Here is a 23,866-nt window from a genome sequence, read left to right as displayed (position 1 = left end):
AGGGTGCCCTTATGACTGCTTACGTCCCCCTCTTTGGGCAGGAGGCAACACTGAACCCTGCATATACTCTGTGTCTGTGCACACACATGAGGACGAGATGATGGGATTTCTGACCTGGGTGGTATTGGGATTGATCGTCGGCATCCTGGCCAAGTGGATCATGCCGGGCAAGGATGGGGGCGGTTTCTTCATGACGGTGATCCTGGGGGTCGTCGGCGCCATGGTGGGGGGCTATGTCGGCACTCTGCTCGGCATGGGAACGGTGACCGGCTTCAACCTGCCGAGCATCCTCATCGCCACCGTCGGTGCCTTGATCGTGCTGTTTGTCTACAACAAGATCCGCAGCTGACCTGCCTCCCGACACACCCCGTGTACGCCCCTCGCGGGCCAGGATCCGAAACATTGGGTTTCGGATTTTTTTATGGGCGAGCCGCGCCTTTCGCCACGACGCCCCCTAACAGGGCAAGTCGCCCAGCCCGGGGTTCTGGCGCGAGGCGCTGACCAATCGAGGTTGGCAGGTACGGCACTGCGGCCGATCTTGCACTGCCGCTTATGGCATCCCGTTATTGCCATACAGACAGAAGCCGGGGTGATGGCTCAAACGCACGTAGTAATCGCTCACCGCCGCGAGTGGCGGGCGCTCGAAGGGTGTATGGAACCAGCGATTCACCGACAGGCCGATGGGAATGTCCGCCAGCGAGAAGCGGCTCCCGGCCACATAGCCGCCAGTGACCTCGAGTTGCCTATTCAGGATCTGCATGTACCTGGACCACTCGGCACAACTCGCCTCGATCGCCTGGCTGTCCTGATGGGCGGAGGAGAGCCTCACCAGCGACATGAAGGCGTAGCTCCAGGCGCGGTTCAAGTCCGACGACTGCCAATCCATCCATTGATCGACCCTGGCCCTTGCCCGCGCCTCGGCGGGATAGAGCGCGCCGTCACCATAGCGCGTCGCCAGATATCGGATGATGCTGTTCGATTCCCACAGGGAGAAGTCCCCATCTCTCATGACCGGCACCATCCCGTTGGGATTCAACGTCAGAAACTTGGCGCTCCGGGTGGACTGGAAACCGCTCCCCCGCTCCTCCCGCTCGAAAGGGAGATCCAGCTCGGCGCAGGTCCACAACACCTTGCGCACATTGATTGACGACGCCTTGCCCAAGATCCGTAACATCGCTTCGCCCTCCCGTGGAAAAGATCGAGCTTCCATGAAGCACACCGTACCGGTCAAGGGAGAAAGCGACGGCCGTGGCACCCATTTCTGTCCGTCATCGCCATCCACGTCATGACGCCGTTGCTTGGCCCGGCCATGCCTTGGCAAGCACCACGAAACCTTGGGGGACCCAGTGAGCAGGATGGAATGATGGGCGGAGCGCATCAGCAGTGCCCCCTTGGTACAGGCGGGGCCCGGTAACGCGAGGTGACACAGGGAGGATGAGGGAAAAGAGTGGCAGAGCCGGCGCCCTGCCGTCATGGTCACACTGGTAGACGATTACCCGTTACCACAACGCCAGTCACGGGGTCACGGTCAAGTCTGCGGTGGCAGAGAAGTTCTGCCCATTGAGCATCCCGCTCGCGCTGACAGTGGTGGCCCCCGCGCCGACGGCGGTCGCGACCCCTTTACTGCCGATCGTGTTGCTGACGGTGGCGACGGCCTCATCACTGCTGCTCCAGCTCAGGGCCGGGTTGTAGGTCAGATCGATCATGCTGCCATCGGAGAGCGTCGCCTTGGCGGCAAAGACGGTCATGACTATCGGTTGTGATGCCGAGGGCGGCATGCTGGTGGCGATCGCCGGGGTAAGGGTCAGATCGGAGACAACGGCATCTGTCACCTCCAGTTTGGCGCTTGCCTCAAAGACCCTGCCATTCCCGGTCCCTGTAGCTTTGATGCTGGCTATCCCGGCCCCCACGGCAGTGGCACGCCCCGTCTCGTCGACGGTGGCAATGCTGGCATCACTGCTGCTCCAGTTCACGGTCACATCGGCTGCGGCCTCCGCGGTCGAGCCATCGCTCAGGGTGACCTGGGCAATCAGTTGTTGTTGTAATCCTGCCGGGATACGGCTCTCCGAGGGGGTGACTTGCAGGCTGGTGATCTGTGCTGTGTCTGTTCCATTACCTCCGCCGCTCCCACTGGGCACGGGCACCATGGTTTCGGTATCACAGCCACCTAAAAACAGCGTCCACGTGCTGAGGAGCACGTATCTCATCTTGAGCACACTCATAATGGATTCCTTCAGGTTTGTGTTCGTTCAATTTTCGTCCCCGTCTGGTCTGGCTTTGTTGAAGTTCAATCGAGAGGTTCCTTGGTGATAAAGCGCCAAGCGTACGACAGCTTCCGCCGCTGCGCGCGCAAGGGATGGCGCAAAAAATGAGGCTATCCGGACATAACGAACCCGCTCAACAATCGGTTGCTGATGCCCTCCTAGCCAACCGAATCCCCCCTTTTTCCAGTGAAATCGTGGCCCAGCCACGGCAGTTGCATGCTATCAATTTGATTCGGTGGGAGCAGGCGGGATCGAGACAGCGGCAAGAGCCGTAGGCAATGGCAAGCAGGCACAGCCTCGAATAAGGCTCCATTCCCCATGCCAAGTTCGCAGCCGACGTCTAAGTATTTTTTCTTCTATCCAACCATCTCTTCCGACGATATTGCATTGGATAGCCCCAGATGGGGCGAAAACGAGATGAGGGTGCCACCGGCTCGAGGATGGCGGCGGGATCACGCGGTCGTGTCCACCACAGGGCCAGCCCGATGAGCAGAGGCCCGGACCGTTAATCCAGATTGTAACCCCCCATCGACTCGACATTGACCCTTGGCTACGGCTGGGCTTCGGGAGCTACGGGGAGTAAGGCGGGCATACCTGCCGAAATAAGGTCGTGTGGACCAAGTGTGGGTATTGACGCAAAAACAAAAAGGCCACTATCGCTAGCGGCCTTCGTAAGTCTTTGATTTTAATGGTGCCTGAGGCCGGAATCGAACCGGCACGACGCGAACGTCGAGGGATTTTAAATCCCTTGTGTCTACCGATTTCACCACTCAGGCACCGCAATCGGTATCAAGTCCGCGTACGGGCTTGTCAATATGGAGGCACGTTCCGGAGTCGAACCGGACTAAACGGATTTGCAATCCGCTGCATAACCGCTTTGCTAACGCGCCATGCAAAAGAGAGTTGGCTCTCGATTGTCTGAATTTGGAGCGGGAAACGAGACTCGAACTCGCGACCCCGACCTTGGCAAGGTCGTGCTCTACCAACTGAGCTATTCCCGCATTGGTCTGGCTGACTGCCTGACTACGAGAACGCATTCTAGCGATGTTCCTCGTCCAGTCAACCAAAAACATTTAATACGCTGATCGTTCGGGCATTTTTTGCCCTTCCCCCACATTTTGCCACTCATGGCCGTTTCCCGGCCCCAACGACAAGGAAACAACCATTTGCCCATGGGCAGACTAGAAGCGGGAGTGGTAGGTCAGATCGCCCCAAGCGGCCTTCATGTACTGGAACATGGACCAGAACGTCAGCACGGTGGCGACATAGAGCAGCACGTAGGAGAGCCACACCATCCAGATGTCGTACTGCCAGATGAGCCCGGTCAGCGACACCATCTGGATCATGGTCTTCCACTTGCCAATCCAGCTAACCGCCACCGAGGAGCGCTTGCCGAGCTCAGCCATCCATTCGCGCAGGGCGGAGATGATGATCTCGCGGCCAATCATGGTCATGGCCGGGATGGTGACCCAGATGGTGTTGTAGTGTTCGACGATGACCACCAGGGCCGCGGCCACCATGATCTTGTCGGCAACAGGATCGAGGAAGGCGCCGAAGGCGGTGGACTGGTTCAGCTTGCGGGCGAGATAACCATCAAACCAGTCGGTCGCGGCCGCCAGGATGAAGACAAGCGCGGCCGCCAGGTAGGACCACTGATAGGGAAGGTAGAACAGGATGACGAAGACGGGGATGAGCAAAATCCGAAAAAACGTCAGCAGGTTAGGAATATTTGTCATTATTTTCAGCCACTTCTTGTATGCCGCTACATGGTAGCCCCAAGCCGATCACCGTTGCAACCGGACAGGCGCCCGCCTTGGTATATTAATCCGTCAATAACCTCAGGATGCATGCCATTATGGCATTTGCGGGCCCCCTGCGTCACGGCTCTTGTGCGGCCGGAGCCGGTTTGCGGGATCCACATCAACTGCAAGCCACTCTGGGTTGCCCTGGTCAGACCCGCTCCTGACTGATGCCGGATATCCGATTGCACCGAACGCCGCCAGCCCGGAAGAAGCCTGTTTATTCAGGGTTAGAGCGAGTGCAGGGCGTCATGGATGGACTGGGCAAGCTCCTGGCTGATGCCGGGCACCTTGGCGAGCTCGTCTACCCCTGCCTTCTTTACTTCCTGCAAGCCGCCCAGATATTTGAGCAGCGCCTGCCGCCGCTTGGGCCCCACCCCCGGGATATCCTCCAGGGTACTGGTGGTGCGGGCTTTCGCCCGTCTCGCGCGGTGGCCTGTGATGGCAAAACGGTGGGATTCATCGCGAATGTGCTGAATGAGGTGCAAAGCGGGCATATCTGCCGGCAGGTGCAGCTCTTCGTGGCTCTCCCCCAGGATAAGGGTCTCCAGCCCCGCCTTGCGGGTCACCCCCTTGGCGATGCCCACCAGCAGCGGGTATTTGCCACCGAGAAACTCCAGCTGGCGCGCCAGGATCTCCTCGGCGCGGCGCAACTGGCCGAGACCACCATCGATAAACAGCACGTCAGGCACCTTGTCCGGCTCCTGCTGCTTGCCGAAGCGCCGCTCCAGCGCCTGCTCCATGGCGGCGTAGTCATCCCCGCCGGTGATGCCGTCGATATTGAAGCGCCGATACTCGGAGCTGAGCGGTCCCTCCCGGTTGAACACCACACAGGAGGCCACGGTGCGCTCCCCCATGGTGTGGGAGATATCGAAGCACTCCATGCGGGCGATGGGACGCTCCAGCTCCAGCAGCTCCTCCAGCTGGTCGTAGCGGGCGGTGATGGTGCTCTTGTGGGCGAGGCGCGAGCGCAGCGCGGTCTGCGCATTGATGGAGGCTAGCTTGATAAAGCGCGCCCGCTCGGCGCGGGTACGGCTCTGCACCCGCACCTTGTAGCCGGCGGTCTGGCTCAGGGTCTGCGCGATCACGCTCTCATCCTCCAGCGCCACGTCCAGCAGCACCTCGCTCGGGATCTGCCGCCCCCCCTGCCCCGACAGATAGAACTGCAGCAGGAAGGATTGCACCACTTCGTCGAGGGGGGTATCGGCCGGCACTTTCGGGAAGTAGCTGCGCGAGCCCAGCACCTTGCCCTGGCGGATGAAGAGCACGTGGATGCAGGCGGTTCCCTGTTCGAAGGCCACCCCCACCACGTCGAGCTCGTCCAGCACGTTGCCGCTCACCGACTGCTGCTCGGTGACCCGGCGCAGGGCCTGGATCTGATCCCGGTAGCGGGCCGCCTCCTCGAAGCGCAGATCGCCGCTGGCGGACTCCATCTTGCCGACCAGCTCTCCTATCACCTGCTGGTTCTTGCCCGCGAGGAACAGCTTGGCCAGCTCCACCTGCTGGGCATATTCGGTCTCACTCACCAGCCCCGCCACGCAGGGGCCGGCGCAGCGCTTTAGCTGGTAGAGCAGACAGGGGCGGCTGCGGTTGGCGTAGACTGCGTCTTCGCACTGGCGCACCGGGAAAATCTTCTGCATCAGGTGCAGGCTCTCGCGCACCGCACCACCGGAGGGGTAAGGGCCGAAGTACTCCCCCTTGATCTTGCGGGCACCGCGATGCACACCGATGCGCGGGTGCTGGTGCGCCGTGATGATGATCCAGGGGTAGGACTTGTCATCCCGCAGCAGCACGTTGTAGCGCGGCTGGTACTGCTTGATGAGGTTGTGCTCGAGGATCAGCGCCTCTGTCTCTGTGTGGGTGACCGTGACCTGGATGTCGGCTATCTGGCGCACCAGGGTGCGGGTCTTGATGCTGTCGACATTGGTGCGAAAGTAGGAGGCGAGCCGCTTTTTCAGATCCTTGGCCTTGCCCACGTAGATGACGGTACCGCCGCCGTCGTACATGCGGTAGACGCCGCTCTGGTGGGTAACGGCGCTCAAGAATGCCTTGCTGTCAAAATGGGGCTCGGAAGAAAAGGTCATCGGCAACTCGACTCACGGATGAATGCAAAAAGACGGGGAAAGCATACTGCGCCGGTGCGGCAAAAAGCAAAAAGGCGGCACAGGCCGCCTTTGATGGCTACACGCCGCCCGTTACAGGGTATCGGCATCCAGCATGCCATAGCGAATGGCCAGGTGGGTCAGCTCCACGTCACCGTTGATGTTCAGCTTGCTGAACAGCCGGTAGCGGTAGCTGTTGACCGTCTTGGGACTCAGGTTCAGCTGCTCGGAGATGTCGGTCACCTTCTGCCCCTTGGTGATCATCATCATGATCTGCAGCTCACGCTCGGAGAGGGACTTGAAGGGATTCTCGTCCGCCGAGGCAAACTGGCTGAGGGCCATCTGCTGGGCGATTTCGGGGGAAATGTAACGCTGGCCGGAGTGCACCAGGCGAATGGCGTGGATCATCTCGTCCGGCGCGGCCCCCTTGGTGAGATAACCGGCGGCCCCCGCCTGCATCACCTTGGTGGGGAACGGATTCTCGGAATGAATGGTCAGCACAATGATGCGCACATCGGGCCGGATCCGCAGGATCTTGCGGGTCGCCTCCAGGCCGCCGATGCCCGGCATGTTCATGTCCATCAGGATCACGTCAGGGTGATGCTGCCGACAGAAGGCCACGGCGGTTTCCCCGCTCTGTGCCTCGCCCACCACCTTGATCCCGCGGACATCTTCCAAAATGCGTCTTATCCCTGTACGCACCAACTCATGATCATCGACCAGGAATACATTAATCACCCAAACACCCCGTTTTTTATCTCGTTATATGCCAGTTAGGGTTAACACGGCGTCTTGCATCATAACCAAACTCGTTGATTTGGCAAACCATGGCCGGGAAAAGTTTGAAAGCGCTCGTAAATACTGTTTCTAATCAAATAATTATATAAAAATTCAACCAAGAAATGGCCGTTAGGACCGCCCTGATGAAAAAAAGCCCAGGATTTTCATCCCGGGCTTTTTCAGACGGCATCGGCTCTCCTTACTTGGCTCTGGCCGCCTCCTGCATCAGCCGATCATGCTGGAACTTGTACTCCGGTTGGGTCTCATTGAGCCTGCTGCGCAGTTCGCCGTTGTGCCCTATGGTCAGGTGGCAGGAGACGCACTGCAGCGCCTCCCCATTTTGCTGCATCTTCTGGTAGTGCCCATGCATCTCCAGCGACTTGGGATTGCTGGCCACGGTCTTTTCCAGCAGCCCCTGATGGCAGGAGAGGCAACCCGAGTCGTACACAAACTCCTCACGCCGCTCCCGCTTGCCGAGCCAGTCGATCTGGCTGGTGTCCGTCAGCGTTACCTTGTAGACATCGTTGAGACCGCTGGTTGCCTTCTTCAGCAGGTAGTTGAAGGTATTGTCATGGGGCAGGTGGCAGTCGGCACACTCCGCCTTGAAGCCCACCCTGTTGTTGCCTCCGTGTATATCATGCCGATAGGCCTCCACCATGGGCTGCATCTCGTGGCAGGCACCACAGAACTGCTCACCCCCCGTCGCCTTGACCACCTCGGCCCCGATCAGGCTGATCCCCATGGAGACCAGGCCCACCACACAGGCCAGGAGCAGGCCGAACTTCATTCGATTCATTGCGAGGGCTCCTAGGGAGTGGGACCGAACCAGTCACGGGTGTTGTCGTGGCAGGTCTGGCAGAGGTTGTGGGACGGCTTGTGCTCGGCGTGGCACTCGTAGCAATCGAGATCCAGCTTGTCGTGTAGCGAGTTGTGCGGGTTGGTATGGTTCGCATCCATGAACCGGGTGCGATTCGCCACTTTCTGCGCACTGCCGTGGCAGGCCAGGCAATCCTCGGTCTTGAGCCGCTGGTACTGCTTGGGATCCCCACCCTGATGACAATTCTCACAGGTGAAGCCGAGCTTGCCGTGATGGGGCTTGAGCCCATGGGTCGCCGGGGCTGGCGTCATCGCGCCGACCGGGGCCTCGGCCAGGGCGACGGTGCCAACGCAGAGGCTGGCCAGCACCATCAGGGCCAGGAGTAATGATTTCATCCCTCGCTCCTTAGGCCCAAGGCTCTGTTTTAGCCGCGTTTTCACCAGCGATCATGCCGTAGACACCGCTGTCCAGACTGCTGCAGGCGGTCAGCCGGATGTAGCCGAAGGTCCCGGCGGCCGCTTCACCGCACACGAAGGCGCCGGGAATGGGCTGCTGGCTGATCACGTCCAGCGCTTCTGCCCTGGGGCTGATGAGAGCACCGCCCTGGCTGTAGTTGTAACGGGGGTTGAGGTACATGGCGTAATAGGGCGCCTTGCCGATGGCGGTGGCCTTGCCCACCACGGATTTCGGCTTGCCGAAGGCATCCTGATCCCTGGCCATGTTCCCGTTGTATTCGGCGATGGTCGCCTCCAGCCTGGTCAGATCCATCTCGAAACGGGCCGCCAGCGCCGCCAGGGTATCGAACTTCCAGATGGTGCCCTCGGTGCCGTTCTTCGCCTCCAGCGAGAGATGCAGCCGCTGCTTGTCGTGGTAGCTGTCTACCCCGGTCTGGTCATAGATGAGGATCGCCTGCTGACCGGGCTTGAGCTTGCGCCGCTCGGCCAGGATAGCGAGCCCCAGCCCCTGGCGGTCATTGTTGTTGTGCTCGTTGATGAAGCGCCGACAGGTCTGCGGGTTTACCAGAATGCCCCAGTTGATGTCTTCGGTGGGGATGGCGAAGGCGAAGCGGAACAGCGTCATGTGCACCGGCTTGAAGCCCGCCTGCATCATGCACTTGAGGGCACCGCCTGTGGCGCCGGGGCTGGCGGTAGAGACGCAGTCGTGCAACACCCCTATCTCATCGCCGCGGAACTTGCGATCCTGGTTGAAACCGCCGGAGGCCATCACCAAGGCCCGCTTCACCTTGTAGAACCTGGTGACGCCGGTGCCGTTGAAGGCGGGATCGTCATTGCGGCCAAAGTCCGGGGTATCGAGATCGAAGAAATACTCCTCCCTGACCCGCACCCCCACCACGCGCCCGCCGCCATCCCGATAGATCTCTTCCAGCTTGACCCGCTTGCGGATCTCGATGTTGGGCAGGTGCCTGGCCATGTAGGCGTGCAGGTTCTTGATGACACCGGTGCCGCCCTCCTTCGGCCACACGACCCGGGCGCGGGAGTGGCCGCCGAGATCCTTCACGCCGGTGCCGTTGCCCATGCTCTTGTCGTATTCGACCCCGTGATCGGCCATGAAGTTGAACAGCGTCAGGCTGTTTTGCGCCACCACCTTGCTGATGTCCGGGTGATTGAAGCCCCTGGACTCTCTTTCCATGTCTGCATAGAGCAGTTCCCAGCTGTCATCCGTTACCCCCATCGCCTTCTGCCACTCGGAGCCGACCACCGCCATGTTGAGGCCGGAGATCAGCGAGGAGCCACCGAGGCGAGACATCTTGTCGGCGATGACGATCTTCATACCGGCACGGGTCTCCGCCGCCTTGATGGCCGCGACCGAGCCCGCGATACCGCTGCCAATGACCAGGATGTCCATCTCCTCGTCCCAGGGCAGTTGGGTCGGATCGATGCAGCCTGGACTCTGGCCGGCGCTGGCAACACTGGGGATGGCGGTAGCGATGGACGCAAAGGCTGCCGTTTGCAGGCCCTTGGTCAAAAAATCGCGCCGGGAACGGTTGGACTGCTCTGGCATGATGAACTCTCTGCTATTGAAGAAGAGCCTCATGCTCCATAATGCGCGTCCGCCGCTCTATAGTGGCTGACCGCAGATCGGTGCCGACCTTGATCTGGATCAAGGACCAGACAGTACCGGATAGTGCCCTAATCGCCCTTTCCCTCTATCAGGAGCAACGAATCTCATGGGCCGCGTCCTCCTCTGCGTTTCCCTGCTCTGGCTCGGCTGGCTCGGGCCGCTCGTCGCCAAGGAGTGGCAGACCAGCCTCAGGCCGGTGATCCGCATCGGTGTCATCACCTTCGATCAGCCCGACGCCGAGAAGGCTCGCTGGCAACCGACGGTGGATTATCTCAACCGGCGCTTGCCGCAATACCAGTTCCGGCTCGTGAGCGGGGACGTGAGCAGCCTCAATCAGCTCGTGGCCTCCGGCACCCTGGACTTCGTCATCAGCAATGGCCTGAAGTTTCTCGATTACCAGCGCCAACATGATGCGGTACGCCTGCTGAGCCTCAGCCCCCTGCAGGGCTCCGCCGAGCAGGCGGTCGGCTCGACCCTCATCTCCCGTGCCGATGGCCCCCCTATCACCGACTGGCAAATGCTGGGGCACCAGCGCATCGTCGCCACCAGTCCGGAAGCCTTCGGTGGTTTTCAGATCATCCAGGGGCTCTGGCTCAAGGCCGGACTCGATCCCAGAGAGGCATTCCCCGGATTGCTGTTTGCCGGTTTGCCGCAAGAGGATCTGCTGCACCTGCTGCAAGACGGCAGCGCCGAGGTGGCGATCCTGCCGACCTGCATCCTGGAGCAGGCCATCGCTCAGGGACGCTACAGGGCCGATCAATTCAGGGTCATACTGCCGCAGCCCCAATCCGCGCTCCCCTGCCAGAGTTCGACCCCGCTCTACCCCTCCCTCAGCCTGGCCAGGCTGGCGCACGTCAACGAGGCCTTCGCCCGGGATCTCGCCAGAGTGTTGCTGGAAATACCTGCCGACTCGGATGCCGCCAGGGCGGGTCACTATCTGCACTGGACGGCGCCGGTCAAGGACGCCGCCGTCATCGCCCTGCAACAGCAGCTCGACGCCGCCAACGCGCAGCCGCTGGCGTTGCAGATCTGGCATCACTATCGCGGCTGGTTGCTGATCGCCCTGGGGCTGTTGCTGCTGCTGGGGGGCTATCACCTGAGGGTGAAACACCTGGTGCAGTTGCGCACCCGCCAGCTCAAGGAGAGCAACCTGCAACTCACCCAGGCGCTGACCGACAATCGGCTCGCGGCCGAGCGCCTGAGCCAGCAACAGCAGCAGCTCTTCTCGGCGCAGCGGGTGCTGCTGTCCGGTGAGTTGGCGGCCGGGATGGCACACGAACTGAACCAGCCGTTGATGGCGCTCAACAACTACCTGGCGGGTTGCCGGCTGCGCCTGGCGGCCCAGCCACCGGCGCTGGCCGATGTCGAGCAGGGGCTCACGCTGGCCCTCGCTCAGGTGACCCAGGCCAAGGGGATCATCGCCCGGCTGCGCAACTTCATGCGCAAGGGCGAGGCGCAGGATAGCGCCGTCTCCTTTGATGAGCTGCTGCAGTGCACCCTGCCGCTCTTTCGGGATCAGTTCAGGCGCCAGCGCATCGCCCTGAGCCTGCCCGAAGGAGACTCGGTCCTGCTGCGGGTCGATCCCACCCTGATGCAGCAGGTGCTGGTCAACCTGCTGTGCAACGCCGGTGAGGCGGTGGCACTCAACCCCGACACGCGGCCGCCATTCATCGCCATCCGCCAGCGGATCGAGGCCGATCGGGTGGTCATCAGCATTCATGACAATGGCACCGGCATGACCGAGGCACAGCGGGCCCATCTCTTCGTGCCGTTTCATACCAGCAAGAAGGAGGGGCTGGGGCTTGGCCTCATCATCTGCAAGCGGATCATCGAGTCTTATCAGGGAACTATCTGGGCGGAGCAGGTGGCACAGGGAGCGGTGCTCGCCTTCTCTTTGCCACTTCACCCGCAGGCCGATCAGGGAGCGCAACAATGAGAGAAAACGTCTATCTGGTGGACGACGATCCCACAGTACGGGCGTCGTTGAGCTGGCTGCTGGAGGCGATACAGATCACGCTGCAGAGCTACGACGGGGCTCGCCGCTTCCTGGCCGAGGCGGATCTCGACCAGCCGGGTTGCCTGATCCTCGATCTCTGCATGCCGGGGATGAGCGGTGGCGAGCTGCAAGAGGCGCTCAACCGGATACCCAATACCCTTGCCATCGTCTTCCTCACCGGCGAGGCGGATGTCGCCACCACGGTGAGTCTCTTCAAGCAGGGCGCCTTCGACCTGCTGGAGAAACCGGTGGACTCCGACGTGCTGCTGGAGGCGATAGGCCGCGCCTGCGCCCACAGCCGCCAGTTGCATGAACGGCTGCATGCCCGCCGTGCACTGCAGACGCGGCTCGAACGGTTGTCGGCAAGAGAGCGGGAGATCATGGCACTGGTGCAGGAGGGGATGCAGAACAAGCAGATAGCGGATCGGCTCTGCATCGCCCTGCGTACCGTCGAAATTCACCGCCACAACATGATGAAGAAGATGGGCTGTACGACCCCGCTCCAGCTGGTGCAGCAGTTGGCCGAGGCTCAGATCCGCTAGCCGGCTCGAACGGCCATGGTGCGGACGGCCCCGGCGACAATCAAAAAAACGGCGCCTATTGGCGCCGTTTTTTTGATTAGCAAACTGATCTCAGGGGGCCAGCAGGGCACGCACCTTGTCGAGATCGGTCTGGGTATCCACCCCGACCGGGGGGGCCTCAAGCGCCTGGGCCACGTGGATCTTCTCCCCGTACCAGAGCACCCGCAGCTGCTCCAGCGCCTCGACCTGCTCGAGCGCGCTCGGCGCCCAGTCCACGTAACGCTGGATGAAACCGGCGCGATAGGCATAGATGCCGATGTGGCGCTGATAGTGATTGCCAATCTGCTCGTGGCTCTTGGCAAAGCGATCCCTGTCCCAGGGAATGCTGGCGCGGCTGAAGTAGAGGGCGTAACCATCCTTGTCGGTCACAACCTTGACCGCATTGGGATTGAACGCCTCTTCGGCATCCTTGATCGGTACAGACAGGGTCGCCATGGGTGCAGTGGCAGCGGCCAGATTGTCCGCCACCTGACGGATGATGACGGGCGGAATGAGCGGCTCATCCCCCTGCACGTTGACGATGATGGTATCGGCGGCAAAGCCGTAGTGACGGCACACCTCGGCCAGGCGCTCGGTGCCGGACTGGTGATCCGGCGAGGTCATGCACACCTCGACGCCGGTTGCCTGCAGCGCCTGCCGCACCCGCTCATCGTCGGTGGCGACGATCACCCGATCGGCGCCCGATTGCAGGGCCTTCTCCACCACGTGCTGCACCATGGGCTTGCCATGGATGTCCGCCAGCGGCTTGCCCGGCAAGCGGGTCGAGGCGTAACGGGCAGGAATGACGACGACGAAACTCATGGCTTCAGCTCTTCCAGGGGCAGATGACGCGCCCGGTTCTCCAGGAGGACGGGGATCCCCTCCTCCAGCGGATAGGCCAGTCTGTCGAAACGGCAGATCAGCTCATGGGCAGCCTTGTCCGATTGCGGTTGATAGTGCAGCTTCCCCTTGCAAACCGGGCAGGCGATGATGTCGAGCAATTTGATATCCAGTGCCAAAACGAAACTCCTTCAACGATGTCGAGCAAGCGACGATCTCGGGCGGGCTAGGCTGCCGAGCAGTTTAATGTTCCATCGCCGGAGCCGGAACCCGGCTCCTTGCAATTGTGCCGCACGAGCGATGACGTCGTGCAGGCGATGATCTTGCGCCATTCAATGTGCATGGTCGGGGCCGGACGCCTGCAGCGGGGGCAACCGCGGCAGCAGGGTATCGAGCAGGGTGGCGGGCAACTCGGCGCTGACCGGCAGATACCACCAGTGCGCTGGCGCGAAGGCCCGGCACTTGACCGCATCCTTCTCCGTCATCAGCAGGGGGCGCGCGCCGAAGCGGGCGAGCAGCTCATCCCGATCAAAGGCCTGATGATCCGCATAACCGACACGCTCTGCCAGCTCATAACCGAGTCCGGTCAGGGTGGCAAAGAAGCGGGGAGGATGGCCTATGCCCGCCAGTGCATCCACAGGGCCAGCAAGGGGGGCCTCGAGGGGCGCATCGTCGCACACGCGGCGCGGCGCTGCCGCCACCAGCGCCATGGGGTATTCCCCCTGGGCCGGAGTGCCACCGTTGCAGATGATGGCATCGACCCGCTTGAGGCGAGTCATGGGTTCGCGCAGCGGCCCCATGGGGAGCAGGCAGCCATTGCCGAAGCGCCGGGCCCCATCCACCACCACCAGTTCGATGTCCCGGGCCAGGGCGTAGTGCTGCAGGCCGTCGTCGGTGATGATGATGTCCACCTCGCCGCTTTGCTCCAGCAGCCGTACCGCATCGGCGCGCTTGGGCGCCACCACCACGGGGCAGCCGCAGCGCCTTGCGATGAGCACAGGCTCATCCCCCGCCTGGGCGGTGGTGCTCTGCTTATCGAGCCGATAAGGGTAATGGGGCGCCTTGCCACCGTAACCCCGGCTGACCACGCCGGGGCGCCAGCCACGGGCTTGAAGCTGTTCCACCAGCCAGACCACCACAGGGGTCTTGCCGTTGCCACCGACCGAGATATTGCCCACCACGATCACCGGCAGGCTGGCGCGATAGGTGCTGAACCAGCCGCGCCGGTAGGCGAAGCGGCGCCCGCCGCTGACGAGGGCAAACAGCAGGGCCAAGGGAGCCAGCGCCCAGCGCCAGCCACTCTTGCCGTACCATAGACGCTCCAGCATCAGCCCTTGTTACTCACAGCGACGTTGCCAAACTGAATGGCCCGCAACTGGGCATACGTGCCCTGTTGGGCCATCAGGGCATCATGGTTGCCGCGCTCGACGATATGACCCTCGTCGATCACCAGGATCTCGTCCGCCTTCTCGATGGTGGAGAGACGATGGGCGATCACCAGGGAGGTGCGCGCCTTGCACAGCTCGTCGATGGCCGCCTGGATGTGGCGCTCGGACTCGGTATCCAGTGCCGAGGTGGCCTCGTCCAGCAGCAGTACCGGGGAATCACGCAGCAGGGCGCGGGCGATGGCGATGCGCTGGCGCTGACCACCGGAGAGGGAGGCGCCATTCTCGCCGATGACGGTGTCATAGCCTTCCGGCATCTTGCGCACGAACTCGTCGGCATGGGCGATGCGGGCGGCATGCTGGATCTCTTCCCGGCTGTACTTCTCTTCTGCCGCGTAGGCGATGTTGTTGGCCACGGAGTCGTTGAACAGGTGGACATGCTGGGAGACCAGGGCGTACTGCTTGCGCAGCTCGCTCAACTTGTATTCGCGGATGTTGACGCCGTCCAGCAGGATCTCCCCCTGCTCTATGTCATAGAAGCGGGTCAGCAGGCTGGCGATGGTGCTCTTGCCGGAGCCGGAGCGACCCACCAGGGCAACGGACTTGCCCGCCTCCACCTTGAAGCTGATGTTGTGCAGCGCCGGGGTATCCTTGGTCGGGTAGGTGAAGGTGACGTTGCGAAACTCGATCTCCCCACGGGCCCGCTCCAGGGTGCGGGTGCCGGTGTCCTGTTCCGGGGTGGAGTCCAGCAGACCAAACAGGCTCTGGCAGGCGGTGATGCCGCGCTGGAACTGGTTGTTCACGTCGGTCAGACTTTTCAGCGGCTTGAGCAGCATCATCATGGAGGTGACCATGACGGTGAAGGTGCCCGCGGTCAGGGTCGCCTTGACCGAGTCGATGGTCGCCACATAGAGGAAGACCGCCAGGGCGACCGAGGCCACCATCTGGACGATGGGGCTGCCGATGGCGTCGGCCGCCACCATCTTCATGGTCTGCTGGCGCATCCGGTTGCTGACCTGATAGAAGCGCTTGTCCTCCACCTGCTGGCCGCCGAACATCAGCACCTCTTTATGGCCCTTGAGCATCTGCTCGGTGGAGGTGGTGATGTCACCCACCGCCTGCTGGATGTGGCGGCTAATCTTGCGGAAACGACGGCTGATGAGACCAATCAGCACCCCCACCACGGGGCCGACCACCAGGAAGATCACCGACAGCTGCCAGGAGTGCCAGAACATCAGGCCGAGCAGGCCGATGACGGTGGCCCCTTCGCGCACCAGAGACACCAGGGTGGAGCTCGCGGCTGACGACACCTGACCGGCGTCATAGGTCACCTTGGAGAGCAGGTTGCCGGTATTCTGGCGGTCGAAGAAGCTCATGGGCATGGCCATCAGGTGGCTGAACACCTGCTGCTGCAGCCGCATCACCACATGGTTGCCGACCCAGGCCATGCAGTAGTTGGAGAGGAAGGCGGCGCAACCGCGCAGGGCCACGATGCCGAGCACGAAGAAGGGCATCCACTTGAGCACGCTGCTGTCGTTGCCGTTGAGGCCCTGATCGATGAGCGGCTTGATGGAGTAGACGAAGGTGGTATCCACGGCAGCATAACCCAGCATGCCGATGATGCCGCCCACCAGACCCAGTTTGCGATCCCGGACATAACCGAGCAGACGTTTGAAGACGGGCCAGCTCTCTTGTGAGGTTTCTTGTTGCATGAATAGCCGTTAATAAGGGAAATGACGGGGTATTCTAGCCAAAGCGCAGGATTACACCAAGCGTTGCCATAACCCAGGCCCATCCCAAAGGGAAATAACGGCCGAGGGAGAGTCCTAGTGCCATAGCCTGGGCCGCCACCAGTGGCCATTGCGCCTGTACCAGGGGCCCTGCTCGCGCTCGGGCCGGATCTCGAGTCCGGCCTCCCCCAACTCGATCAGGATGGCGCCATCCTGCCCCGTCACCCACTGACGGGCGCCCTGGTATCTCGCCACCACCTCGGGGCGGGGAAACTGCCACTGGTTCCTGTCACCGGCGCTGTGGATGACGACATCCGGGTTCACCGCCGCCACGAAGCCCGGGGTCGAGGAGGTGCGGCTGCCATGGTGAGGGCTCACCAGCACGGCGCTGGCGAGGGTGCTGAAGCGAGTACTGGCAGATGTGCTGGCGAACACGTCTCCCTCTCCCTTGCTCTCCAGGGCCAGCAGGCGGCGCTCCGCCTCCTGCTCTATGTCGCCACTGAGCAGGAGACGATGCCGGCCATCGCTTATCTGCACCACGCAACTGTCGTTGTTGCGACCCACCCCCGGCCGCTCGGGCCAGAGCACGCGAAAATCCAGCCCCTGCCAGTGCCAGCGCTGACCACGGCGACACAGGGTCGTGCTGCGGGCGAAGCCGAACGAAGAGAGCTCGCGGCGCACCGGCATCGCCTGCAACATTGCTTGCCGGTTGCCCGCATGGTCCCTGTCCTTGTGACTGATGATGAGGGCATCGAGTACCCGCACATCGAGCCGGTTCAACACGGGCAGGATGGCGGCCTCCGCCATGTTGTAACCGCCGGGGTAGCGATCCCCGGTGTCATAGAGGATGCCGCGCTCGCCGCGGGTGACGAGTACCGACAAGCCCTGCCCCACGTCCAGCACCCGCACCTGCCAGGGTGTGGGAGCTGGCCAAGCCCCCAGCAACAGGGCTGCCCCCACCGGGAGCAGCAAGCCGCGCCCTCCCGGCAAGTGCCAGGCCCCCCACAGCAGCACCAGCAAGGTGCTGACGGGCATCAGCCAGCCGGGAACCGGCCACCAGAGCTGCAGATGGTCCGCCAGCAGGTCTAGTCCCCACAACACCCACGTCAGCCCCAGATCGGACAGCCAGAACAGGGCATGAGCCAGAGTGCTGGAGAGCGGCGCCAGCAGCACGCCGATGAGCGCCAGCGGAATGATGCCGAGACAGAACAGCGGCAACGCCAGCAGATTGATCAGGAGCGCCAGCGGGGCCATGCCTTCGAACAGCAGCAGTTGCAGGGGCAGCAACCCGAGCAGCAGCAGGCACTGCAGACGCACCAGCCCGGGGCGCGCGTGCAGCAGGCTCGCCAGCAACAACAGGGCCACCGCCATGAAGGAGAGCCAGAAGCCGGCCGAGTAGAGGGCAAAGGGATCCCAGAGCACGAGCACCACGAAGGCCCACAGCCAGATGCGGTGGCTGGGCCAGTCCCGCTTCAGCCAGCGCAGCAAGCTCCACACCAGCACCATGATGAGGGCCCGCTCGGTCGCCACCGCAAAACCCGCCAGCCAGCTGTAGACGGCGGCAAACAAGAGGGAGATCAGAATGGCCCCCCTCAATCCCAGCAGCCGCCCCAGCCACCAGCCGAGCACCGCCACCAGGGCGATATGCTGGCCGGAGATGGCGATGATGTGGGTCAGGCCGCTGCCGCGAAACAGATCCCACTGGGCATCCGTGATGCCCCCCTGCTCCCCGAAGCTGAGCGCCGCCAGCAAGGGGGCCTGCTCCAGCCCCTGCCAGGCGGTGCTGGCAGCGGCCAGCCAGCGCTCCCGCATCCCCGGGGTCGACGCCTGGACCTCAATGAGACGGCGCAGGTTGCCGGTCGCCGTGATCCCCTTGCCAAGCAACAGGCGCCGCCCATCCATGCCAGCCTCGTTGGCCAACCCGTGGGCGGGCTTGAGAGAACTCACCAGGGTAATGCGACTGCCTGCCGGCAGGGGCGGCAGTGCCTGGTAGGCATTGATCCTGACGAGGGGGGCCATCCCGAGGGGCTGCTCGTCCAACGTCTCGACCCGCAGCAGCAGGCGGGCAAATTTATCTCGTGGTTTATCGCCTGAGGACTCCGTACTTTGCACCCGTGCGGTTATGATGTGGCTGGTCTGTGTCTCCAGCTTGTCCAGCCAGGTCAACCGATACTGCAGGTTCAACTGCATCCAGAGCACCCCGAGCACCAGAAACAAGAGCCGCCAGTGGCGGCCATGGGCGAGCAGGATCGCAAAAGCCAGCAGTGCGCCGCCCCATGCAGTAGAGGGTAACCAGGGCCAGAGCAGTGAGGAGCTTGCCCCCAGGGCAAACGACAACAGACGCAGATCCATGGAGCAAGTATTTAGCAAGGTTTCAAACATGCCCAAACGACTCATCAAACGCTGGCTGCCCGATCAGGACAAGCTCAAGGAGCACAAGCACCTGCGGCTGTTCGGCAAGTTGCTGCTCGATGCCAACCTCTGGCACCTCAACCGCCGCTCCGCCGCCGGTGCCTTCGCGGTCGGCCTCTTCATGGCCTGGATCCCCCTCCCCTGCCAGATGCTGCTGGCGGCTGGTGGCGCCATCCTCTTTCGGGTCAATCTGCCCCTCTCGGTCGCCCTGGTCTGGCTCTCCAACCCAGTCACCATGCCGCCGCTGTTCTATGGCGCCTACCTGGTGGGCTGCCAGTTGCTCGGCCACCCCGCCCAGCACATCGATATCCAGTTCACCTGGGCATGGCTGGTCTCGGTATTTGAAACCCTGGCCCCGCCGCTGCTGCTGGGATCCCTGGTGCTCGCGTTCTTGAGTTCGCTGCTGGGTTACACCCTCATCCGCACCTTCTGGCGCATCAACACGGTGCGCCAGTGGCAGAAGCGCAAGGGGGCGCGGGCATGCTGAGCCGCTGGCTGGTCCGAATCAAGATAAACCCCGACACCCTGCGCCAGCAGAAGTGGTTCGCCCTGTTTGGTGAGCGCCTGCTGACCCCCGCCCTCTGGCAGGGTGGCACCCGGGCGCTCAGCGGCGCCGTGGCGGCCGGCCTCTTTGCCAGCTGGATCCCCATTCCCATGCACTCCCTGGTGGCGGTCGGACTGGCGCTGGCGTTCAGCCTCAACCTGCCGCTGGCCCTGCTGGCGGTCTGGTTCAACAACCCGCTGACGCTGCCCTTCATGTACCTCTATGCCTATCGCACCGGCTGCCTGGTGCTGCACCAGACGCCTGAGCCGTTTCACCTCACCTGGTCATTGCACTGGCTGGAACATGAGGCGGCGACCCTGGTGCCCCCCTTCCTGCTCGGCAGCCTGTTGCTGGCGGTGCTGACCGCCACCACCGGGGCCCTGCTCACTCTCTTGATGCTGCAACTGGGCAGGCTGAGCCACTCCCGCTGAGCCCCCTCCCCGACCTTCGGGTTCCCTGTAGGCCGCAACTCGCCCCGCCTTGCCATCGTTTGGCTCTGCCACCACACTCCTTGTAGCCCTCAGCTTGCCGCTACCTGCCAAGACAAGGAGTTCACCATGGCCCAACCGCTGACGCTGGCCTATGCCAATGGCCAACCCATCTCCCTGCTGCCCGCCATGGCCAACCGCCACGGCCTCATCACAGGTGCCACGGGGACCGGCAAGACAGTCACCCTGCAGGTGCTGGCAGAGGGGTTCTCCCGCCTCGGGGTGCCGGTCTTTCTGGCGGATGTGAAGGGGGATCTCAGCGGCCTCGGCGCCGGCGGCACTCCATCGGCCAAGCTGGATGCCCGTCTGGCCCAGCTCGGCATCCCGACCCCCGCTTTTGCCGCCAGCCCCACCCTGTTCTGGGATCTCTTCGCCGAGCAGGGGCACCCGGTGCGCGCCACCATCTCCGATATGGGGCCTCTGCTGCTGGCCCGTCTGCTCGGCCTCAACGACACCCAGAGCGGGGTACTGGAGCTGGTGTTCAAGGTGGCGGACGACGAGGGGCTGTTGCTGCTCGATCTGAAAGATTTGCGCGCCATGGTGCAGTTTGCCGGAGACAACGCCAAATCCCTCACCATCCGCTATGGCAATGTGTCGACCGCCTCCATCGGCGCCATCCTGCGCAACCTGCTCACTCTGGAGAGCGCGGGAGGGGACCACTTCTTCGGCGAGCCCATGCTGGACATTCAGGATCTGCTGCAGACCGACGGGGCCGGCCACGGCCACATCAATGTGCTGGCGGCCGGCAAGCTCACCCAGTCCAGCCGGCTCTATGCCTGCTTCCTGCTCTGGCTGCTCTCCGAGCTGTTCGAGCAGCTGCCCGAGGTGGGGGATCCCGATAAACCCGTGTTGGTGTTCTTCTTCGATGAGGCACATCTCTTGTTCAACGACGCCCCCAAGGCGCTGCTGGAAAAAATTGAACTGGTGGTGCGCCTCATCCGATCCAAGGGGGTCGGCGTCTATTTCGTGACCCAGAGCCCGGCCGACATTCCCGACAGTGTGCTGGGGCAGCTCGGCAACCGGGTGCAGCACGCCCTACGCGCCTTTACCCCGAGCGATCAGAAGGCGGTGCGTATCGCCGCCAACACCCTGAGGGCCAACCCGGCCTTCGACGCGGCCGGCGTCATCACCGAGCTCGGGGTGGGCGAGGCCCTGGTCTCCCTGCTCGACGAGAAGGGGCGTCCAAGCGTGGTGGAGCGCGCCTTCATCGCCCCGCCCGCCAGTCGCATAGGTCCTCTGAGCGACACCGAGCGGCAGGCCCTGATCCAGGGGTCTGTGCTCCACGGCAGATACGAGACCCGCGAGGATCGCGAATCCGCCTTCGAGCGCCTCAATGGCGGGGCACCAGCCGCCTCGGATGATGCTCCCCAGACCCCGTCGGAGCAGGGGGGCGGATTGCTCGATGCTCTCAACGGCATCCTGTTCGGGCGCACGGGCCCGCGCGGTGGCCAGCATGACGGCGTGGTGCAGACCGCCGCCAAGAGTGTGGCCCGCACCCTGGGCAACGAGGTGGGACGTCATCTGGTGCGCGGAGTGCTGGGCTCCCTGCTAGGGGGCAGCAAACGGCGCCGCTGATACCGAAAAACAGGCATGAAAAAGCCCGCCAACATGGCGGGCTTTTGACTGAGCGGATGCCGATGGTTGTGCTTACAGCACCTTGGCGATGGCATCGCACAGGGGATCTATGTTGGCGCGGGTAATACCGGCCACGCTGATCCGGCCTGAGCCGACGATGTAGATGGCAAACTCGCTCTTGAGGCGCTCCACCTGATCCTTGGAGAGACCGGAGAAGGAGAACATGCCGTTCTGCTCGCGGATGAAGCTGAAGTCCTGGCTCACACCGAGGGCAGCCAACTTCTCTACCAGCAGTTCGCGCATCTCGCGAATGCGCACCCGCATGGCCGCCACCTCTTCCACCCACTGTGCATAGAGGGCCGGGTCACTGACGATGGTGGTCACCACGGCGGCGCCGTGTGACGGCGGGTTGGAGTAGTTGGCACGGATGACGGTCTTGACCTGGGTGAAGGCCACGTCGGCAATCGCCTTGGTCGCGCTGACCAGGGTGAAGGCACCGACCCGCTCGTTGTAGAGGCCGAAGTTCTTGGAGAAGGAGCTCGCTACCAGCAGTTCGTCATGGCACTCGGCGAAGATGCGCAGCCCCTCGGCATCTTCCTCTATACCACGGGCAAAACCCTGATAGGCGAAGTCAAACAACGGCAGCCAGCCGGCGGCGGCGCTCTGTTTGGCCAGGGCGCGCCACTGATCAGCAGTGGGGTCTATGCCGGTCGGGTTGTGGCAGCAGCCGTGCAGCAGCACCAGATCGCCGGCCTGCGCTTCGGAAAGCGACGCCTGCATGGCGGCAAAGTCGAGACCCTTGGTCGCCGCATCGTAGTACTTATACCACTTGACGGTGAGGCCGGCGGCCTGGAACACGCTGACGTGGTTGGCCCAGGTGGGATCGGAGATCCAGATGGTCTTGGCCAGACCGTTGCGCACCACGAACTCGGCGGCGATGCGCAGGGCACCGGTACCACCCGGCGCCTGGGCTGTCTTGGCGCGGCCGCTGGCGACCAGGGCGGAATCCTGCCCGAACAGCAGTTGCTGCACTATGCGGCCATATTCGATATTGCCTTCAATACCGAGGTAGTTCTTGGTCTTCTCGTCGGTGAGCAGCTTCTGCTCGGCTTTCTTGACGCAATGAAGGATAGGAGTGGCACCGGTCTCATCCTTGTAGATCCCGACCCCCAGATTGATCTTGTGGCTGCGAGAGTCGGCACGGAAGGCTTCGGTCAGGCCCAGGATCGGATCCGCTGGGGCGGCAACAACCTTTTCAAACATGGTATTCCCTGTATTCCGTTGAGTTCGTTGGCTGGCAAAGTAGGTTGGCAAACAAAAGCGCCCCTTTGGCGAGCGCTCCGTCAACTCTTTATACCACTGCCTTCCATAGGGGAAAACCGCTTTTTCAAGGGGGATGGCGGCCCCCCTCAGCCGATGGCATGCCAGCCCGATGCCAGGGCGCATACCTCGGCCGACAGGCCACGGCTGGACTCCACCAGATCGCTGCACAGGGCCCGCAATGGACGGGGGATCCGGCTCGGCTCCCAGGGGCGGGCGTCCTGCAGAGGGGCGGCATAGGCCTCCTTGATGGGAGCCAGCTCCCGGGGCAGCCACCAGCTGGCCGGGCGTCCCAGCCGCTGGGCCAACACCAGTACCCGGTCGACACCGGCCGGGTCCAGGGCTGTGAGGTGGCTCCAGAGGGTCTGGGGCGGCAAGGCGGCAATCAGGGGTTGCAGGGCGCCGGGATCCTGGGCGGGCAGCCAGACCAGCAAGGCGTCGTCCGGGAGACTCAGCTCGGCGAAGACGCCGACGGAGTCGGTGCTGATCACCCGCTGGATCTCCCCCTCGCCCCAGAGGATCTTGCCAAGGCCCGCCAGGGTGCGGGCGGGTAGCGCCACCTCTCCCAGGGTGTGCAACCAGGGGGCCGCATCGAGCAGGGTGCCACCGCTGAAGAACAGGCTGAACGGGCGGGCGGCCCGCAGGCGCAGCGGCAGATCGCTGCACAGCCGTATCCCCTTGTCTTCGAAGTTGATCTGCTCGACCGGACTGAAGCTCGCCTCTCCCTTGCGATAGAGCGCCGCCAGCACCCGCTCGTTGACCCGCTCCCCCAGTTGCCAACCCTGGGCATGGAGCCACTCCTCGGGCTCGGGGGGAGCACAGGCCAGCTCGGCCAGCATCAGCTCGCGGGTGAGATAGCGCCGTCCGGCCGGGGTCAGCTCATAGCGGTGATTGCCAAGGGGGAGCAGCAACTGATTGTCCCTGAGCATGCCGATAAGGGGCTGCCATTGGCGACCGCGGATAACCTGGGGCGCTTCGTCCAGCAACTGCTGAGCCAGCGCTCGCCACTCGGGGTGACTGAAATCGATCACACTCATCCTTCCCTGTCGGCAGACCATCTTTCAACGAATTGAATAATCTAGCGATTTACGGCAAAGGAGCCAAGGGTGGAAAAGAGACAACGTGACCTGGCGCAGGGCCAAACGGCGGGGAATGAGGAAGATGAAAGGCAG

21 protein-coding genes and 3 tRNA genes are annotated in these 23,866 nt (G+C 62.9%); 6 read left to right on the top strand and 18 right to left on the bottom strand.

Annotation, left to right across the window (positions count from 1 at the left end):
- Positions 1-100: 100 nt before the first annotated feature.
- Complete coding sequence (locus KI797_RS07500) at positions 101-349, top strand: GlsB/YeaQ/YmgE family stress response membrane protein (RefSeq protein ID WP_042649749.1); 249 nt, start codon at positions 101-103, stop codon at positions 347-349.
- Between the two features lie 201 nt (positions 350-550).
- Here the strand turns inward: KI797_RS07500 and KI797_RS07495 are convergent, their stop codons facing one another.
- The 11 genes from KI797_RS07495 to KI797_RS07445 form a co-directional block, all read right to left on the bottom strand.
- On the bottom strand, positions 551-1,174 hold the full coding sequence (locus tag KI797_RS07495) for a glutathione S-transferase family protein (protein ID WP_226172333.1): 624 nt from the start codon (positions 1,172-1,174) through the stop codon (positions 551-553).
- A 340-nt stretch (positions 1,175-1,514) separates the two neighbouring features.
- Positions 1,515-2,222 (bottom strand): Ig-like domain-containing protein, encoded by a 708-nt coding sequence (locus KI797_RS07490; protein WP_226172330.1) that lies wholly within the window; start codon positions 2,220-2,222, stop codon positions 1,515-1,517.
- A gap of 731 nt (positions 2,223-2,953) precedes the next feature.
- Positions 2,954-3,040 (bottom strand) — tRNA-Leu (locus KI797_RS07485).
- A 40-nt stretch (positions 3,041-3,080) separates the two neighbouring features.
- Positions 3,081-3,154 (bottom strand) — tRNA-Cys (locus KI797_RS07480).
- A 35-nt stretch (positions 3,155-3,189) separates the two neighbouring features.
- Positions 3,190-3,265 (bottom strand) — tRNA-Gly (locus tag KI797_RS07475).
- Positions 3,266-3,445: 180 nt separating this feature from the next.
- Entirely contained in the window at positions 3,446-4,000 is a 555-nt protein-coding gene (pgsA, locus tag KI797_RS07470) for a CDP-diacylglycerol--glycerol-3-phosphate 3-phosphatidyltransferase (protein WP_041206001.1), read from the bottom strand.
- Positions 4,001-4,293: 293 nt separating this feature from the next.
- On the bottom strand, positions 4,294-6,147 hold the full coding sequence (gene uvrC / locus KI797_RS07465; RefSeq protein WP_226172327.1) for an excinuclease ABC subunit UvrC: 1,854 nt from the start codon (positions 6,145-6,147) through the stop codon (positions 4,294-4,296).
- 111 nt (positions 6,148-6,258) lie between these two features.
- Positions 6,259-6,903 carry a UvrY/SirA/GacA family response regulator transcription factor gene (gene uvrY / locus KI797_RS07460; RefSeq protein ID WP_041206003.1) on the bottom strand — a complete coding sequence of 215 codons (645 nt, stop codon included), beginning with the start codon at positions 6,901-6,903 and terminating at the stop codon, positions 6,259-6,261.
- A 241-nt stretch (positions 6,904-7,144) separates the two neighbouring features.
- Complete coding sequence (locus KI797_RS07455) at positions 7,145-7,741, bottom strand: cytochrome c3 family protein (protein WP_218409180.1); 597 nt, start codon at positions 7,739-7,741, stop codon at positions 7,145-7,147.
- Between the two features lie 11 nt (positions 7,742-7,752).
- Positions 7,753-8,157 carry a cytochrome c3 family protein gene (locus KI797_RS07450; RefSeq protein ID WP_226172325.1) on the bottom strand — a complete coding sequence of 135 codons (405 nt, stop codon included), beginning with the start codon at positions 8,155-8,157 and terminating at the stop codon, positions 7,753-7,755.
- Positions 8,158-8,167: 10 nt separating this feature from the next.
- Positions 8,168-9,784 (bottom strand): FAD-dependent oxidoreductase, encoded by a 1,617-nt coding sequence (locus KI797_RS07445; protein WP_218409182.1) that lies wholly within the window; start codon positions 9,782-9,784, stop codon positions 8,168-8,170.
- 166 nt (positions 9,785-9,950) lie between these two features.
- On the opposite strand from KI797_RS07445, the gene KI797_RS07440 reads away from it, so the two are divergent.
- Positions 9,951-11,780: a sensor histidine kinase gene (locus KI797_RS07440; protein WP_226172322.1), complete on the top strand. Its 1,830-nt coding sequence runs from the start codon at positions 9,951-9,953 to the stop codon at positions 11,778-11,780.
- Positions 11,777-12,382 (top strand): response regulator transcription factor, encoded by a 606-nt coding sequence (locus KI797_RS07435; RefSeq protein WP_218409184.1) that lies wholly within the window; start codon positions 11,777-11,779, stop codon positions 12,380-12,382. Before KI797_RS07440 ends, KI797_RS07435 begins: the two co-directional genes overlap by 4 nt.
- Before the next feature lie 90 nt (positions 12,383-12,472).
- Here the strand turns inward: KI797_RS07435 and kdsB are convergent, their stop codons facing one another.
- The 5 genes from kdsB to KI797_RS07410 form a co-directional block, all read right to left on the bottom strand.
- A complete protein-coding gene (kdsB, locus tag KI797_RS07430; RefSeq protein WP_218409185.1) occupies positions 12,473-13,222 on the bottom strand; it encodes a 3-deoxy-manno-octulosonate cytidylyltransferase in 750 nt (249 codons plus the stop codon).
- Positions 13,219-13,419: a Trm112 family protein gene (locus tag KI797_RS07425; RefSeq protein WP_005331987.1), complete on the bottom strand. Its 201-nt coding sequence runs from the start codon at positions 13,417-13,419 to the stop codon at positions 13,219-13,221. The genes kdsB and KI797_RS07425 overlap by 4 nt, the downstream gene beginning before the upstream one ends.
- 153 nt (positions 13,420-13,572) lie before the next feature.
- Positions 13,573-14,568: a tetraacyldisaccharide 4'-kinase gene (lpxK, locus tag KI797_RS07420; protein ID WP_226172319.1), complete on the bottom strand. Its 996-nt coding sequence runs from the start codon at positions 14,566-14,568 to the stop codon at positions 13,573-13,575.
- Positions 14,568-16,337, bottom strand: a complete 1,770-nt coding sequence (gene msbA, locus KI797_RS07415; RefSeq protein WP_005331991.1) for a lipid A ABC transporter ATP-binding protein/permease MsbA — start codon at positions 16,335-16,337, stop codon at positions 14,568-14,570. The genes lpxK and msbA overlap by 1 nt, the downstream gene beginning before the upstream one ends.
- A gap of 114 nt (positions 16,338-16,451) precedes the next feature.
- Positions 16,452-18,707, bottom strand: a complete 2,256-nt coding sequence (locus KI797_RS07410; protein WP_226173039.1) for a DNA internalization-related competence protein ComEC/Rec2 — start codon at positions 18,705-18,707, stop codon at positions 16,452-16,454.
- A gap of 28 nt (positions 18,708-18,735) precedes the next feature.
- Between KI797_RS07410 and KI797_RS07405 the strand changes: the two genes are divergently transcribed.
- The 3 genes from KI797_RS07405 (at position 18,736) to KI797_RS07395 (ending at position 21,374) form a co-directional block, all read left to right on the top strand.
- Complete coding sequence (locus tag KI797_RS07405; RefSeq protein WP_226172316.1) at positions 18,736-19,254, top strand: DUF2062 domain-containing protein; 519 nt, start codon at positions 18,736-18,738, stop codon at positions 19,252-19,254.
- Positions 19,248-19,742 (top strand): DUF2062 domain-containing protein, encoded by a 495-nt coding sequence (locus tag KI797_RS07400; RefSeq protein ID WP_226172314.1) that lies wholly within the window; start codon positions 19,248-19,250, stop codon positions 19,740-19,742. Before KI797_RS07405 ends, KI797_RS07400 begins: the two co-directional genes overlap by 7 nt.
- Before the next feature lie 126 nt (positions 19,743-19,868).
- Entirely contained in the window at positions 19,869-21,374 is a 1,506-nt protein-coding gene (locus tag KI797_RS07395) for a helicase HerA-like domain-containing protein (protein ID WP_226172313.1), read from the top strand.
- Between the two features lie 72 nt (positions 21,375-21,446).
- On the opposite strand, the gene KI797_RS07390 is transcribed toward KI797_RS07395, so the two are convergent.
- Positions 21,447-22,637, bottom strand: coding sequence for an amino acid aminotransferase (locus tag KI797_RS07390; protein WP_226172312.1), 1,191 nt, complete (start codon positions 22,635-22,637; stop codon positions 21,447-21,449).
- A gap of 146 nt (positions 22,638-22,783) precedes the next feature.
- Entirely contained in the window at positions 22,784-23,725 is a 942-nt protein-coding gene (locus KI797_RS07385) for a hypothetical protein (RefSeq protein WP_226172311.1), read from the bottom strand.
- Positions 23,726-23,866: the final 141 nt, after the last annotated feature.

The sequence above is a fragment of the Aeromonas media genome, assembly GCF_020423125.1.
GTDB classification, from domain to species: domain Bacteria; phylum Pseudomonadota; class Gammaproteobacteria; order Enterobacterales; family Aeromonadaceae; genus Aeromonas; species Aeromonas media.
The sequence above is the reverse complement of the archived record's forward strand: the minus strand, read 5'-3'. Positions and strand labels throughout refer to the sequence as shown.